Origin of the sequence: Oryzomonas rubra (assembly GCF_008369015.1) — a bacterium.
Lineage (GTDB): Bacteria > Desulfobacterota > Desulfuromonadia > Geobacterales > Pseudopelobacteraceae > Oryzomonas > Oryzomonas japonica.
This window is the reverse complement of record NZ_SRSD01000009.1, coordinates 163,652-178,175: the sequence shown is the minus strand read 5'-3', so window position 1 is coordinate 178,175 and position 14,524 is coordinate 163,652. Positions and strand designations below refer to the sequence as shown.

Annotated in this window: 11 protein-coding genes; 7 read left to right on the top strand and 4 right to left on the bottom strand. The window is 57.8% G+C overall.

Annotated elements, in window-relative coordinates:
- Positions 1-47 precede the first annotated feature (47 nt).
- Both ET418_RS14730 and ET418_RS14725 read left to right on the top strand, forming a co-directional pair.
- On the top strand, positions 48-1,643 hold the full coding sequence (locus ET418_RS14730) for an acetyl-CoA hydrolase/transferase C-terminal domain-containing protein (protein WP_149308828.1): 1,596 nt from the start codon (positions 48-50) through the stop codon (positions 1,641-1,643).
- Positions 1,644-1,711: 68 nt separating this feature from the next.
- Positions 1,712-2,323, top strand: coding sequence for an acetate uptake transporter (locus tag ET418_RS14725; protein WP_149308826.1), 612 nt, complete (start codon positions 1,712-1,714; stop codon positions 2,321-2,323).
- 237 nt (positions 2,324-2,560) lie between these two features.
- On the opposite strand, the gene ET418_RS14720 is transcribed toward ET418_RS14725, so the two are convergent.
- The 4 genes from ET418_RS14720 to ET418_RS14705 all read right to left on the bottom strand — a co-directional run bounded on the left by ET418_RS14720 (position 2,561) and on the right by ET418_RS14705 (position 7,295).
- Complete coding sequence (locus ET418_RS14720; protein WP_246153113.1) at positions 2,561-3,364, bottom strand: efflux RND transporter periplasmic adaptor subunit; 804 nt, start codon at positions 3,362-3,364, stop codon at positions 2,561-2,563.
- Positions 3,365-3,497: 133 nt separating this feature from the next.
- Positions 3,498-3,698 carry a DUF1656 domain-containing protein gene (locus ET418_RS14715; protein ID WP_149308822.1) on the bottom strand — a complete coding sequence of 67 codons (201 nt, stop codon included), beginning with the start codon at positions 3,696-3,698 and terminating at the stop codon, positions 3,498-3,500.
- Positions 3,688-5,874, bottom strand: a complete 2,187-nt coding sequence (locus ET418_RS14710) for an FUSC family protein (protein WP_149308820.1) — start codon at positions 5,872-5,874, stop codon at positions 3,688-3,690. Before ET418_RS14710 ends, ET418_RS14715 begins: the two co-directional genes overlap by 11 nt.
- Positions 5,871-7,295: an efflux transporter outer membrane subunit gene (locus ET418_RS14705; RefSeq protein WP_274596137.1), complete on the bottom strand. Its 1,425-nt coding sequence runs from the start codon at positions 7,293-7,295 to the stop codon at positions 5,871-5,873. The genes ET418_RS14710 and ET418_RS14705 overlap by 4 nt, the downstream gene beginning before the upstream one ends.
- A 345-nt stretch (positions 7,296-7,640) precedes the next feature.
- Here ET418_RS14705 and ET418_RS14700 point away from each other — a divergent pair, with 345 nt between their 5' ends.
- The 5 genes from ET418_RS14700 (at position 7,641) to ET418_RS14680 (ending at position 14,511) form a co-directional block, all read left to right on the top strand.
- The gene (locus tag ET418_RS14700; protein WP_149308816.1) at positions 7,641-9,194 is read left to right on the top strand and encodes a sigma 54-interacting transcriptional regulator; all 1,554 of its coding nucleotides are present in this window, start codon (positions 7,641-7,643) and stop codon (positions 9,192-9,194) included.
- Between the two features lie 240 nt (positions 9,195-9,434).
- Positions 9,435-10,961 carry a B12-binding domain-containing radical SAM protein gene (locus ET418_RS14695; RefSeq protein WP_149308814.1) on the top strand — a complete coding sequence of 509 codons (1,527 nt, stop codon included), beginning with the start codon at positions 9,435-9,437 and terminating at the stop codon, positions 10,959-10,961.
- Positions 10,962-11,072: 111 nt separating this feature from the next.
- Positions 11,073-11,684, top strand: a complete 612-nt coding sequence (locus ET418_RS14690; protein ID WP_149308812.1) for a TetR/AcrR family transcriptional regulator — start codon at positions 11,073-11,075, stop codon at positions 11,682-11,684.
- Between the two features lie 65 nt (positions 11,685-11,749).
- Positions 11,750-13,900, top strand: a complete 2,151-nt coding sequence (gene shc, locus ET418_RS14685) for a squalene--hopene cyclase (protein WP_246153112.1) — start codon at positions 11,750-11,752, stop codon at positions 13,898-13,900.
- 176 nt (positions 13,901-14,076) lie between these two features.
- On the top strand, positions 14,077-14,511 hold the full coding sequence (locus ET418_RS14680; RefSeq protein ID WP_149308810.1) for a hypothetical protein: 435 nt from the start codon (positions 14,077-14,079) through the stop codon (positions 14,509-14,511).
- Positions 14,512-14,524: the final 13 nt, after the last annotated feature.

Genomic DNA, 14,524 nt, shown 5'->3' with positions numbered 1-14,524 from the left:
TATTAGTTGCTTTGTTGTATACATCAAAATAGAACAGGAGGCGGGGCATGTCTGAATACGGGACGTTGCAAGAACGGGTTCGCTGTAGATCGCTGTTGGACCGGGTGATGAAACCGGAGGAAACCATTCAGTTCTTTAAGGATGGGATGAGTCTTGGCTGGTCCGGTTTCACCCCGGCGGGTTATCCCAAGGCGGTACCGATCGCCCTTGCGGACCATGTGGAGAAGAACAATCTCCAGGGTAAAATGCGGTTTAGTATCTTCAGCGGCGCATCCGTCGGTGCGGAAACGGAGGACCGCTGGGCAACCCTCGATATGATTGACCGCCGCTGGCCTTACCAGACCGGCAAGAACATTGCGGCAGGCATCAATGAGGGGCGTATCCGGATGGGCGACAAGCACCTCTCCCTGTTTGCCCAGGATCTCGGCTATGGGTTTTATACCAAGGATACTCAAAGCGGAAAGTTGGACCTGGCCATTATCGAGGTCTCCGCCATCACGGAAGATGGCGGGCTTGTCCCGACATCATCCGGCGGGGTTATCCCGGAAATCCTCATGGCGTGTGATCGCATCATCGTCGAGGTCAATTTGGGGCAACCCTCCTTTGAGGGCATGCATGACAACATCGTCTGCAACACCCCCCCGCACCGTCAGGTCCTCCATATCACCAGGGCGGATTCAAGGATCGGCACCAGCTACGTCCCGTGTGATCCGGCCAAGATCATTGCGGTCGTGGAATCACGGTATCGCGACAACGGGCGCGCCTTTTCCGAACAGGACACGACATCCGAGGCGATAGCAAACCATATCATTGACTTCTTTACCCACGAAGTAAAGGCGGGGCGGCTGCCAAAGAACCTCCTGCCGCTCCAGTCCGGGGTCGGGTCCATCGCCAATGCGGTTATCGGCGGCTTGGCCAAGGGGCCGTTTACCAACCTCAGTGTCTACACCGAAGTGTTGCAGGACACCATGCTGGATCTGATCGACTCGGGCAAGCTGGATTGCGCTTCATCCTGCTCGCTCTCCCTCTCAAAAGATGAAGGCTTCCCGCGCTTCTTTGCCAACATGGATAAATATTCCGGGAAGATCCTCCTGCGGCCGCTTGCGGTCTCCAACGCACCGGAACCGATCCGGCGCCTGGGGGTCATCGCCATGAATACCCCGGTGGAGATCGATATCTACGCCCACGCCAACTCCACCTTGGTCGGCGGAACCAGGATGATCAACGGGATCGGCGGTTCCGGCGATTTTCTGCGCAACGGTTTCCTGAAGATCATGCATACCCCGTCCAGCCGGCCATCAAAAACCGATCCGAACGGTATCACCTGCGTTGTGCCCCACTGCTCCCATATCGACCACACCGAACATGATCTCGACTGTGTGGTAACCGAGCAGGGACTGGCCGATGTACGGGGGATGGCTCCGAAAGAGCGGGCAAAACGCATCATCGAAAAATGCGCCCATCCCGACTATAAGCCGATCCTCTCCGAGTACCTGGAGATTGCGACCAAAGACTGCATCGCACGGAAAGTCGGCCATGAACCCCAGTTGTGGGATAAGGCCTTCAAGATGCAGCTGAATCTGGCCCAAAACGGCACCATGAAAATAAAGAACTGGGACGTGAAAATAGATTTGTGTGAATAAGATCAGGGCACGGATGGATGGTCAAGCAGGACTTCGCACAACAACGACATAAAGGGAGACTCATTGATATGACCGCAAACACGCAAGATGCTGCTAACGTTGTTGCAATCAACGACACTACGGCAAATCCGGCCCCCCTCGGACTGCTCGGCTTCGGCATGACGACCATTCTGCTTAACCTGCACAATGCGGGACTGTTTCCCATGGATTCCATGATACTCAGTATGGGCATCTTTTACGGAGGCCTCGGCCAGATCATTGTCGGCATTATGGAGTGGAAGAAAAATAACACCTTTGGGGCGACCGCATTTACATCCTACGGCCTTTTCTGGCTGACCCTGGTGGCCCTGATCATCCTGCCCAAGACGGGAAGTGTACCGGCGCCTGGCGACTCAGCAATGACCGCTTACCTCGTGATGTGGGGCGTTTTTACCGGTGTTCTCTTTATCGGCACCTTTCGAATGAACAGGGCCATGCAGGTCGTGTTCGGTTCGTTGACGGTACTATTTTTTCTCCTCGCGGCCGGAGATCTGACCGGAAATCACATGATTAAATTCATTGCCGGCTGCGAAGGAATATTCTGCGGCATATCTGCCGTGTACGCCGGACTGGCGCAGGTGATTAACGAGGTCTATGGCAGAACCGTCGCCCCTCTTGGACTGGTCCGGCAACCGGGCTGAAAGCGCAGTTCGTCGGGTCCTTCTTCATGCGGAATTCCAAAGCCTTCTCGTGGTGTCATAACGAGAAGGCTTTCCCGTCATTGGGGCCTTTGACGGGAGATTATTACCTTGTCATCCGGTTGTTGCCGCATGCTCCTCAAAGGAGGGCCTGCCATGAATATACAGAAATTTCGCGGCCAGTTTCCCGGTGGGGAAACTGGCCGCCATGAGCGGAGCCCGGGTCATCCGAACAGAATGCTAGTGGGACGATGCGGCCTTTTTAGGAGGAAGGGTGGGGCACACGATGACGGTACAGGTCATGCCGGCTGCGATCTGAACTCCCGCGGGAAGCGGATCGAGCCGGATCCGTACCGGGAGCCGCTGTGCCAGCCGCACCCAGTTGAAAACAGGATTTACGTCGGAGAGGAGTTCGCGGCTCGTGGGATTATCATGGTCGGAGATGCCGCGGGCCAGGCTCTCGATATGTCCTTTCAGAACCGGCGCGTTGCCCAGAAGACGGATATCGACCTGATCCCCCAGGTGCAGCAGGTGGAGTTTGGTCTCCTCGAAGTAGCCGTAGACCCAGAACGAATTCCTGTCGATAACGGCCAGCTTTGCCTCACCTGCCGTCGCAAAGTCACCGGGATGAACGCTCAGGTTCGTGATGTAGCCCTCCACCGGTGAGCGCACTTCAGTACGGTTGAGGTTCAGTTTTGCCGTTTCCGCCATCACCAGGGCCTCCTGATACAGCGCCGCGGCGGAATCGGCCTGAGACCTGGAATTTTCAAGGATTTCGGTGGAAACTACGACGTTTTCCAAGCCCTCGCGTCGCCGCGCTTCCTGCTGCCGCATCGACATATCCGCTTTACGGGCCGCAAGAACGGCATTGGCCCTGTCCCATGCCAGCCGGTAGCGCTCCCGGTCAACGGTAAACAGGAGATCCCCCTTGTGGACCAACTGGTTGTCCTTGACCGCAACATGCACAACCATGCCGGACACGTCGGCCGCGACCTTGATCACGTCGGCGCGAACCCTTCCGTCACGGGTCCAGGGGGAGTTCATGTATCTATTCCACAACGCTCTGCTGAACAGCACGGCTGCAGCAAGAATGAGAATCGTGCACGTAAGTTGAAACAACGGCCTTACCTTCATGGGAAACCTCTTTAATTAAATTGTGTCGTAACGCACCGCGGCCTTAGCGGAGGATCAGCAGCCCGAACGCGCCGAAGATGCAGACAAAGACGCTGAGCCGGAATAACGGCGGATGCCAGACATGCCGATAGACTCCGCATCGCCCCATGATCCTGTCCAGTAAGGTATGGGAAACGACGCTCACCAGAAATGCGAGGAACAGGGTGGGCACAAGTGCGTCAAGCAGGGCAAATTCACGCGGCATGGGGAATTACTCCTAAAAGGTTGGTCGACGGACTGTCGACCGTAACGGCAACAAGGACATCCTCGTCCAGCAGTGCAGTCCGGATGAGGTGCAGCGAAGTAAGCATACGATTCAGAACATTCTGGGGGCACACGCATGCTGCTGCTGATTCAGTTTCGAGGCAGATCGTCTTGATGGCGTTGGTCACGCGGTCAAGGGCGGCATCATGAAAGGTTGCAGACGGCCGTCTGAAAAACAGCGCCGTGGAGGACAGGCCTTCCTGCACACTGTCGGCCAGCGGTTGAGGCATCCGGAGAGACCCGGCATCCTGGCGCAGATGGATTACGGCCCGGCCGATTTCGACGACCGAGAACATCAGGGCCAGCAGTCTCCGGTCCTGCTCATTCTCTATTTTTTGCACGGCAGCCTGCTTGTGCAGCAAATCACGAGTGCCGCTTTCGAAGCGATTCCTGAGACCGGCAAGGGGATCAAAGCAGGCCATGATCACCTGATGACGAATCTGGCGGGCCAAGCGTTGCTTGAGCCAGGAACCGGCCACGGGTATCATCGTGCGGTACATGACCCCCGCCACCACCACCCCCACGAGAACGCCACAACCGTCATTGATAAAGTCCACCGGGTTGAATTGCATGGTATTGCTGGGGTTTGTCATCTGGATGAAAAAAACGGTGTAACCGAAGCCGATATCGACGAGGCCGGGTCGGGTGCGGATATACAGTCCGACCATCAGAAAAGGAATCATACTTGCGCAGAGGAGTGCAAATCCGTCCATGTCGGGCATGACAAGGAACTTGTACACGAATGCGGCAACGAGGCCGGACAGATGGCCAATGAACATCCTGTTGGTGTTTCTCGATGGATCGGGGGCCGATGCGAACAGGGCGCTTGCGATGGCGACAAAGGTGAGGGCGCTTGTACCATAGGGCCATGCGGAAGCGATCCAGAACCACCCGATCACGATGATCCCGACAAAGGCCCTTCCCCCCGACAAGAGAGCGACTACCGGGTCGGTTCGAACGGAAAAGTCGATATCGTCCGGGGTATTCGGTTCGTTTTCAGCGCTCGGCAGTGTGGCATATGTTTGGGTGTAAGCATGCAACTCCCGCAGGAAGCGGTGCAGAAGTTCCACGGCTGTCGCAAAATCCAGCACTGTTTGGGGGTCACCATCAGCCGCGATGTTTTTCCGCACTTCCTCGATGCGGCGTCCCAGCACTGCGCGGAAAGCGGCGATTCGTCGTGCGGCCTGATGCGCCGCATCGGCATTCGCCGGGATCTCACCCTTGGTAACGACCGTCTCGCCGAATGATTCCCACAGGCCGGTGAGAGCCTGACCCGCTGGGGTTGCGTTTTTCGTCAGCCTCTTTAAAAGGTGCTGGAATGAACTGAAGGTGGTGGTTACCGCCATGAATTCGCTGTTGAGCTTCCGTAGCCTGAGGTCGCGGCCCCGTACTTCCGGGTCTTCCAGGACCGCATTGCTGCGAATCGATTCGAGTGAAAGCACATTGCCGACCAGTCGGAGTCGCATACTGTCGAGCTCGGCGCGTCCGGCCGCGCCGGAGAGCGATGCCCGGATGAAAGCGATGAATTCCATGTAGCGGTTCTGGACGTTACTGGTAATGGCATCGGAAAGGCGCCGCGGGAAGACGACGTCGCTGACGACGCCGGCACACAGGATGCCCAGGGTGATCTCGGTAAGCCGGGTGGAGGCGATGGAGAAGAATGTCATGGGCTCCGGTATGGAGAATTGGCCCATCATGGCCGCCGAATACCCGGCCAGGACGCATCCATAGGACCTGAAATTGCGGTAGAAAGCCGAGCCGGCGGTACAGAGCCCGACCCACACGGCCAGCCCGAGTACATAGAGCACCGGCTCCTGGGCAAACAGGCCCAAAAGCAGGAGACCGACGAGAATGCCGGCAATCGTGGCGCCGATGCGATAGATGCTCTTCACCAGGACCAGGCCGGTTTGCTGTTGCATGACGATGACTGCGGTCATCATGGCCGTGCGCGGCTGGTCGAGCCGCAGTTGCATGGATATCCACATCGCCAGGAATGCGGCCAGGATGATCTTGAACACGAATATCCAATCCAAGCCGTCGGTCCTGCCCCAAAAGGCCAGTTCCTGCCATACCTTGCCGAACGGGGATTTCACGGTATCCGCCCCGAAAGCGCTCATTGCTGCATCCTCTTCGCTGGCGGCGGCGTGACCGGTATTCCTCCTCCGATCGCTTGCATCAAGGCGGCGTATGCGTCGAGAAAACGCGCCTCCACCTGCGCTTTACGCTGGGCTTCGATCAGTGTCTGGTTCTGGGCATTGAGGACATTGAAGTAATCGGTCATCCCGGAACGGAAAGCCTTGAGCGCTATGTCGTAGGTGCGATTCGCAAGATCATGTGCATTGTTCGACTCCATGCGCTGAGTTTCCAGGGAGCGCAGGGTAACAATCTGATTGGCGACGTTTTCCAGAGCCCGGATCAGGGTGCTGTTATACGATTCCACCGCGATGTCGTAATCGGCAGTTGAAACGGCAAGCTGGCTGCGTAGCCGCCCGCCTTCGAAGATCGGCAGTGAAATCGCCGGGCCGAAGCCTGCGATCAATGACCCCGGAGAGAGGAATTGGGCAAAGCTGAGGGACTGCCACCCGGCAAAAGCCGTAAGGTTGATGTTCGGGTAGAACGCCGCCTTGGCGACGTCGATCCCGTTACCGGCCGCCTCGACCATCCAGCACTGGGCTACCACGTCGGGCCGGCGTCCCAGCAGATCGGCAGGCAAGGCGGCCGGCAGGCCGACCGGCACGTTGAGGGACAGGGAGGGCCGGTGGATACTCTCCCCATCACCCGGCCCTTTGCCGGTAAGCGCACTCAACTGATTTCGCAACAACTCGATCGACTCGGAAATACGCTCGATCTCCGCCCGTGCCGCCGGCAACGGCGTTTCCGTCTGCCTCAGGTCGAGTTCCGTCGCGAGCCCGGCAGTCAGGCGCTTCCGGGTGATATCAAAGATATTCTGGCGTTGGTGCAGCGTCGAGCGGGCGATGTCCAACAACACATGCTGGAGCGACAACTGCACGTAAACCCGTACCACCGTTGTCTGGAGGGCCAGACGAATCTCCTGGGCTTCGGCCGTTGCCACCTGGACGTAATCCAGGGATGCCGCAAGCGCTTTGCGGTTTTTCCCCCACAGGTCAAGTTCGTAGAAGAGATCGAGTGTCGCCCGATTGTTCCATGACCAATTGCCGGCATAGGGCGCCGGAATGAATTGATGCTCCGTGAACTGCTCCCGGGTGAAGGCGGCGTCGGCCTGGAGGGAGGGGAACTGTGCCGATCCTGCGATTCCGCTCAGTGCCTGCGCTTTTGCAACGCGGGCCTGCGCCATGCGTATGCTCGGATTCCCGGAGGTCGCCTCCTCGACCAGGCGGTCAAGCTGCGGATCGGCATACGCCTTCCACCATTGCTGCGACGGCCACGGGGTCGGCTGTTTTGCGGCCGATTTCAGCGTGCTGCCTGCATTCAGCTGATTGGGATCGAGCATGTGTGAACGCGGTGAGGTATTGGGAGTATTGTGAGGCAAGCTGGCACAGCCGCCGATGATAAGCACCAGTGCGGCTTTCAAGCAATTGGCTACGTTAATTTTGTTTCGAGGGGAAAACAGACTGATCTCCTAAAGCTCTTGAAGGTTGATATATCTCTTTAATCGGTAACGGGACTGTTTCAGCCTTGGGGTGGCAGAAAATCGCAACATCGTGTATATTGCTTATATGCTAAAGCTATAATCGTGCCAAGACATTAATATAAATAATATCATGATTTTGTGTTGTTATGCTGCCTCGTAGTGGCAATATGCTGCTAATATTATTGCAATATGTTGCTTAAAGTATAATAATTGCAAAATATTGCGTTAAATTGAGCGGCCGCACACCAGCGAGCCGGAAAGAGAGGCCATATGGGTAACCGGGACGATTTTTTTAGAGAGGTTACGATCAGGATCTGCAGCAGCCTCGATATAAAAACAGCGCTCAGGAATGCCTTCGACTATCTGAAGCTTTACTTCCCCCTGGATACCCTCAGCCTGACCATTCACGATGCCAATATCTCATCCATCAGGAGAATAGCCAACGTAGCGGCGGACAATGTGGATCTTCCGGATGAGATCATTGCCATTCCCAAGAAGCTTTGGAAACAGGTACAAGCATGGAAACCCATTGTTCCTACCATTATAAGCTCTGATCGCGACGATTTTTTCCGCATCTTGGCACCATTCATCAAGCTTGAAGGAAATTCAAAAATTTTCGTGCCGCTCCTGATCGAGGGAAAATCACTGGGGTCGCTGATATTATGCGCGCGTGGCGAGGGAAGATATAATGCCAGGCATTTAGGGCTCCTTGCGACGGTCGCCACCCCCTTTGCCATCGCCCTGGCCAATGCCTTGTCGTACGAAAAGCTTTTGAAATATCGGGATCGCCTTATCGACGACAACCACTTTCTGAACAAGGAACTCTCCACACGAGCCGGAGGCCAAATAATCGGAGAGGATTCGGGGTTGAAAAACGTCCTGGATATGGTCCAGCACGTGGCGCCGCTCAACAACACGGTATTGCTTCTGGGGGAAACGGGGACCGGCAAGGAAGTGATTGCCAACGCAATTCATTTTGCCTCGCCACGCAAAAACGGACCATTCATCAAGGTCAACTGCGGGGCGATCCCGGGGAGCCTTATCGACAGTGAACTGTTCGGCCACGAAAAGGGGGCATTTACCGGAGCGGTCGATGAAAGGCGCGGACGCTTCGAACGCGCCGACGGCGGGACCATCTTTCTGGATGAAATCGCGGAATTGCCGCCACCTGCCCAAGTGCGCCTGCTTCGCGTCCTCCAGAATCGAGAAATCGAACGGGTCGGGGGCAACAAACCAATCCCCGTCGATATCCGCGTGATCGCCGCAACCCACCGCAACCTGGAAAACATGGTTTCGGAAAACAGATTCAGGGAGGATCTCTGGTTCAGGCTGAATGTGTTTCCCATTATCATACCGCCGCTACGGCAGCGCAAAGGAGACATTCCGCTCCTGGCGCGCTATTTTGTGAGGGCAAAGGCCATGGAATTGGGTTTTGCCCTCACGCCCGCCATTGCACCGGGAGCCATGGCGCGTCTGGTGAATTACGATTGGCCCGGCAACGTCCGCGAATTGGAAAACCTGATGGAGCGCGAGGTGATACTGCACCAGGGGGGGCAATTGATGTTCGATGCGCTGCTGCCGGGTGGAAGAAAAAGTGAAAACACGGTCCCCAAAGAGGTAAGCAACTCTCCCGCCCCCTTGAGGCTTGATGAAGCAATGGCCTTGCACCTGAGTGATGTCATGCGAGTGGCCAATGGCAGGATCCATGGACCTGGCGGTGCGGCTGAATTGCTTGGCATCAATCCGAGCACCTTACGGTGGCGGCTGGATAAGCTCGGCATAAGACACGGCCGCTCTAAAAAAACATCTGAGCCGTTACCATGATACGTCATCTCTGGGGTAGCCCCGCCATCCGTGTCGCCCCGTAGCAAATCCCCACAAGGGCTTGCCGTTAATCGCTGTGAGCCCTTTTTTTCTGCCTCTTGGGCCTCCCGTGGCGTGCCGGCATTGAATCGGAAAAACGCCCCGTCTTCTTAACAGGGCGAAGTGGTTGTGTAAACCACCAAAAGCCCGTATAAGTAAGCGCAACAAAAATCCACCACATTTCAGCGCCGAGGCATACCCATGAAGGTTTTTCTGATCTACATCCGGGATGAGGACTTCTACCGGCTTCTCCCTGCCGAACTCGGGGACTCCCGATTCAGCAAGGATCGCGTCCAGGTGATGGCCTTCCCCCCCATCGGGATCGAAACCCTGGCGCCGATTATTCGTCAGCACGGCCACGAGGTGCGGATGTTCGACACCTGCCATCCGCAGATGAAGGCGGAACATATCGCCTGTGCGGTGCGCACCGAGAAGCCGGACGTGATAGCGCTCTCGTTCCTGTCGACCACCGCCTATCCCGCCACCCGCAGCATGGCGCAGCAGCTCAAACAGGCCGCCCCCGACACGCCGATCATTGTCGGCGGCGTGTTTGCGACCATTAACGCCAAGGAGATTCTTGCGGACACCCGGGACATCGACTACGTTGCCCGGGGCGAGGGGGAGGAACTCCTCCCGGAATTTCTGGAGAACCTGGGGTCGCCCGGCACGGTCGGCGGCCTGGTGTGGCGCTCGGGGGGCGACATCGTCGAGAACGCCCCGCGCCCGGTTATCGAAGATCTGGACCAGTTCCCCTACCCGGACCGCAAGAGCCTGCCCATCGACTACATCGAGTCCATGCCGCTCGACGTTCCCGCCGTCCTCTCCCTGGATCGCTTCTGCACCATGCAGACGTCCCGGGGCTGCCCCTACCAGTGCATCTACTGCGGCATCCCCTCCCTGGCCAACCGCAAGTGGCGTCATCGTTCCCCCGAACATGTCCTGGGCGAGATGCAGCAGTTGAACGACGAGGGGTACCGCTCCATCTATCTCACCGACGACCAGTTTTTACTCGACCGCAAGCGCATCGGCGCCATCTGTCAGGGGATCATCGACCGCAAGTTTGCATTCAACTGGGGCTGCGAAGGGCGGGTCGATTCGGTCGCCACCGACCAGTTTCCCATCATGGCCAAGGCCCATTGCAACTTTCTCGCCTTTGGGGTAGAGGCCGGCACCCAGAAGGTGCTCGACCGTATCGGGAAGATGCAGACCATGAAGCAGGTGGAGGACGCCGTCAGCTTGGCCAAACGCCACGGGATCGAAACCATCCACGGCTTCTTTCTGGTCGGCTCGCCGGATGAGACCGCGGAGGATATCCTGGAAAGCTTCCGCTTTGCCGCCCGCCTCAAGCTGGACACCTTCGGCTTCAATCGCCTCTGCGCTTACCGCGGCACCCCCCTGTGGCAGGATTACGTCGAGCGGGGGATTATCGACGATAAACGCGACTGGAACAAATGGTTCAAGTGCTCGGACATCGACCCGAGCATCCTGCCGGGAGATGTGGTGAACCGGGCCCGGCAGAAAGGCTACATGCTGTTGTTCGCCAACCGGCTCTTCCTGCGCCCCTTTCAGACCATCAAGCTCCTGCGCCGGTTTGGCCGGTTCATGAAAAAGGGCGATATCATGAAGCTGCTCATGAGCCCTTTCCGCAAGCGGGTCCTCACCCTCAAACCGTCCCTGCCGTCACCCATGATCGACCTGGGGCTGATCGCCCCGGTCCGCAAGGTCTAAACCGCCGTGCAGCCAAACCGTGGGCGCGTGGTTGTTCCTTCTCTTGCCATATCCGGTTCGGTGTGATATCAAGTACGTTACTTTTGGTAATTACAGTTAACGGTGTTAATGATGGGGCTGAAGGAACGGCGCATACAGCACAAGGAACAGTTCCGCGCGGAGATCCTGACCGCAGCGCGAGAACTCTTTTCCCAGGAGGGGTATTCCCAGTTCTCCATGCGTAAGCTGGCCGCCCGGATCGAGCATTCCCCGACCACGATCTACCTCTATTTCCGCGACAAGGACGATCTGCTCTTTTATATCTGTGAAGAACTCTATGCCGCTTTTCTCAAAGCTGTGGTCGAAATCAGGCAGGCCGAGCCCGACCCGGGGAAAGCGCTCCGTCATGTCCTCCACCACTATATCCGGTTCGGCGTCTCCCACCCCGAACACTACAAGACGGTATTCTTCACCAGTCCGGTCGTCTACGGCTCGCCGGACAGCTTTATGACAAAGGACACGATCGCCTTGCGCTCGTACCGGGCTATCCTTGATCTCATCAGTGATTGCATGCGGTACGGCGTCCTGCAGAAAACCGACGGCCCCATGCTCGCAATGGTGTTCTGGAGCGCCATGCACGGCTTGGTGACCAGCATCATCTTCACCAGGGATTTTCCCATGCCCGATACCGCGCTCATGGCCGAAACCTTGATAGACGGGCTCTTGAAAGGGCACGCCGCGTAATTTTTTGCCCATCTGGTTAACGCAGTTAACTACGCGTAGCTGTGTTATTCAACGGAGAAACAGACATGATGCATAGCAAAACGAAAACGAAACTGAATGTCATAGAAGGGGGCAGGGGAGCCAAACAGGCGGAAGCGGTAGCATCCGCAAACACCTTCCTGCATGTCGAGTCGGTCCTGGAAAAGGCCGCGCACCAGCTCGCCGCATTGCAAAACGAGGACGGGCACTGGGTGTTCGAGCTGGAAGCGGATGTCACCATCCCGTCGGAATACATCATGCTGCAGCGGTTTCTCGGCCGCAGCGTCGACGAAAAAACCGCTTCCCGCCTTTCCTCCTATCTCCTTGACCGGCAACTGCCGGACGGTAGCTGGCCCTTGTACGCCGTGGACGGCAATGCCAACATCAGCGCTTCGGTAAAAGCCTACTTTGCTCTCAAGCTGCTCGGCCATGACAAAAATGCGTCGTACATGGTAAAGGCGCGGCAGATCATCCTCTCCCTTGGCGGTGCGGCACGGTGCAACGTCTTCACCAGGATCACCCTGGCGCTCTTCGGCCAGGTCCCCTGGCATACGCCACCCGCCATGCCGATAGAGATCATGCTGCTCCCGCGCTGGTTCTTTTTCCATCTCAGCAAGATATCCTACTGGTCGAGAACGGTCATCGTGCCGCTGTTGATCCTCTACGCGAAACAGCCGGTCTGTGCGCTGCGCTATAATGAGGGAATCACCGAACTGTTTACCACGCCTCCCGATATGCTGGGCAACCTGGATCACTTCCGGCACCGGGCCTGGCGGAAGAATGTCTTTATCGTTCTCGACCGCGTTCTCAAGCGCACGATGCACCACATCCCGAAAAGGATCGGGGCCCACGCCCTGCGCCAGGCCGAACAATGGACCCGGGCGCGCATGCAGGGGGAGGGGGGCATCGGGGCCATCTACCCGGCCATGGCCAACGCCGTGATGGCGTTGAAAACCCTCGGCTGCCGGGAGGACGATCCCGACTATGTGCGGGGGATAGCGGCTCTCGACGATCTGCTGATCCATCGGACGCCTGCTCCTGACGCGGTACCCCACAACAGCCCCTTTGGGGGAGGGATCGACCGCTCTTCGGCGGCCCCTGACCTCCTGCTGTCGCGGCATGCGGCGACAGCCCGGGATGACCATTTCAGTCTCTGCCAGCCGTGTAACTCGCCGGTATGGGATACCTGCCTGAGCCTGTCGGCCCTGGTGGAAGCGGGGATACCGGGGAATCTGTTCTCTGCGGACGAAGCCATGAAGTGGCTTTTCGACCGTCAGATCAGCACGCCGGGCGACTGGTCGGGCAACTGTCCCGGCCTGGCGTGCGGCGGTTGGGCGTTCCAGTACGAAAACACCCTGTATCCCGATGTTGACGACACCTCCAAGGTTCTGATGGGGTTGTTCCGGGCCGGGGCGCTGGAGCGGGAGGAATACCGGGAAAAGATCGCCAAGGCGGTCAGGTGGGTCATCGGGATGCAGAATTCCGACGGCGGCTGGGGGGCCTTCGATGTCGACAACGACTACCTGTATCTGAACGATATCCCCTTTGCCGACCATGGCGCCTTGCTCGACCCCAGCACCTCCGATCTCACCGGGCGCTGTATCGAAATGCTGGGGATGCTCGGTTACGGCCCGGATTTCCCTCCGATAGCCAGGGGGCTCGCCTATCTGGAAAAGGAGCAGGAGGCGTTTGGGGGGTGGTTCGGTAGGTGGGGGGTCAACTATCTCTACGGCACCTGGTCCGTGCTTTCCGGTCTGCATGAGGTGGGAGAGGATATGCAGAAGCCGTATGTCAGGAAGGCGGTGGAGTGGCTCGTGGGGTGCCAGAACGGGGATGGCGGCTGGGGAGAAACGTGCGCCAGTTACGATGACCCGTCATTGGCCGGCAGCGGCGCCAGCACCCCGTCCCAGACCGCCTGGGCGCTCCTGGCGCTCATGGCTGCCGGAGAAACGGACCGCCCGGAGGTCCAGCGGGGCACGCAGTACCTGGTCGATCGCTACCACAACGGCTGGGAGGAGCGGCATTTTACCGGGACCGGCTTCCCAAGGGTCTTCTATCTGCGCTACCACGGCTACCGGCTCTTCTTCCCGGTGTGGGCCCTGGGGGCGTACCTGCGGCGCCGGAGAGGGGCGACAACGGTACAGGACGCGGTGCGCAGAAAATATATGGGGGGAGTCTCCTGGCTCAAACTGCAGTAACCCGGAACAGGTACAGAAGAGGGCCCAGGACTTTTTTGACACGGCAAAGAAGCCGGAGAACTCCCTGTCCTGAGGCGTGCCATACTACACTGATGCGGCGGCTCCCCGGGTGGCTGTGAACTCTAACGTTAGTTCGTTCATGCGCCTAAGTACATCGTTCTTGAGAGAGATCAGATATGGAAATTATACGTTCATTCGTCGTGGTGTCGGGACTGGTGTCGCTACTGGGAGGCTGCGCTTCGTGGGGGGGGGTGGCGCTTGGAGAAAAGAACGTCACCAGATGTTTTCTCGCGAAGAATGTGTCAAAGATGCAGGGCCCGACCGGGGTTGCCGATACGTTCGTCCGTGGGGGGAAGGTGTACGTCATCACCACGTTCTCGTGGGATGACCCGGAGCAGGAGGGGGGCCCCCATGTCATGACGTACCGCTGGTATACGGGTGACCGGTTGGTGTTCCAAGGGTCCATGAATGTTGAGTCGAGCCTTCCGCCCCTCAATGTCTGGTCCGGCATTCAGGCATCCGTACTGGGGGTGGGCAAGCACCAGGTCAAGGTGTACGTCGATGATGCCTTTGCCGTCTCCAGGGATTTTGTCGTTCTGGAACAGGAATAGGCGCCTGGAAGTT

Coding starts and splice junctions, on each gene's coding strand:
- ET418_RS14720 (WP_246153113.1), bottom strand. CDS start 3,364: ATGAACTCCCCCTGGACCCGTGACGGAAGGGTTCGCGCCGACGTGATC.
- ET418_RS14680 (WP_149308810.1), top strand. CDS start 14,077: ATGGAAATTATACGTTCATTCGTCGTGGTGTCGGGACTGGTGTCGCTA.
- ET418_RS14700 (WP_149308816.1), top strand. CDS start 7,641: ATGGGTAACCGGGACGATTTTTTTAGAGAGGTTACGATCAGGATCTGC.
- ET418_RS14730 (WP_149308828.1), top strand. CDS start 48: ATGTCTGAATACGGGACGTTGCAAGAACGGGTTCGCTGTAGATCGCTG.
- ET418_RS14710 (WP_149308820.1), bottom strand. CDS start 5,874: ATGAGCGCTTTCGGGGCGGATACCGTGAAATCCCCGTTCGGCAAGGTA.
- ET418_RS14715 (WP_149308822.1), bottom strand. CDS start 3,698: ATGCCGCGTGAATTTGCCCTGCTTGACGCACTTGTGCCCACCCTGTTC.
- ET418_RS14695 (WP_149308814.1), top strand. CDS start 9,435: ATGAAGGTTTTTCTGATCTACATCCGGGATGAGGACTTCTACCGGCTT.
- shc (WP_246153112.1), top strand. CDS start 11,750: ATGATGCATAGCAAAACGAAAACGAAACTGAATGTCATAGAAGGGGGC.
- ET418_RS14690 (WP_149308812.1), top strand. CDS start 11,073: ATGGGGCTGAAGGAACGGCGCATACAGCACAAGGAACAGTTCCGCGCG.
- ET418_RS14725 (WP_149308826.1), top strand. CDS start 1,712: ATGACCGCAAACACGCAAGATGCTGCTAACGTTGTTGCAATCAACGAC.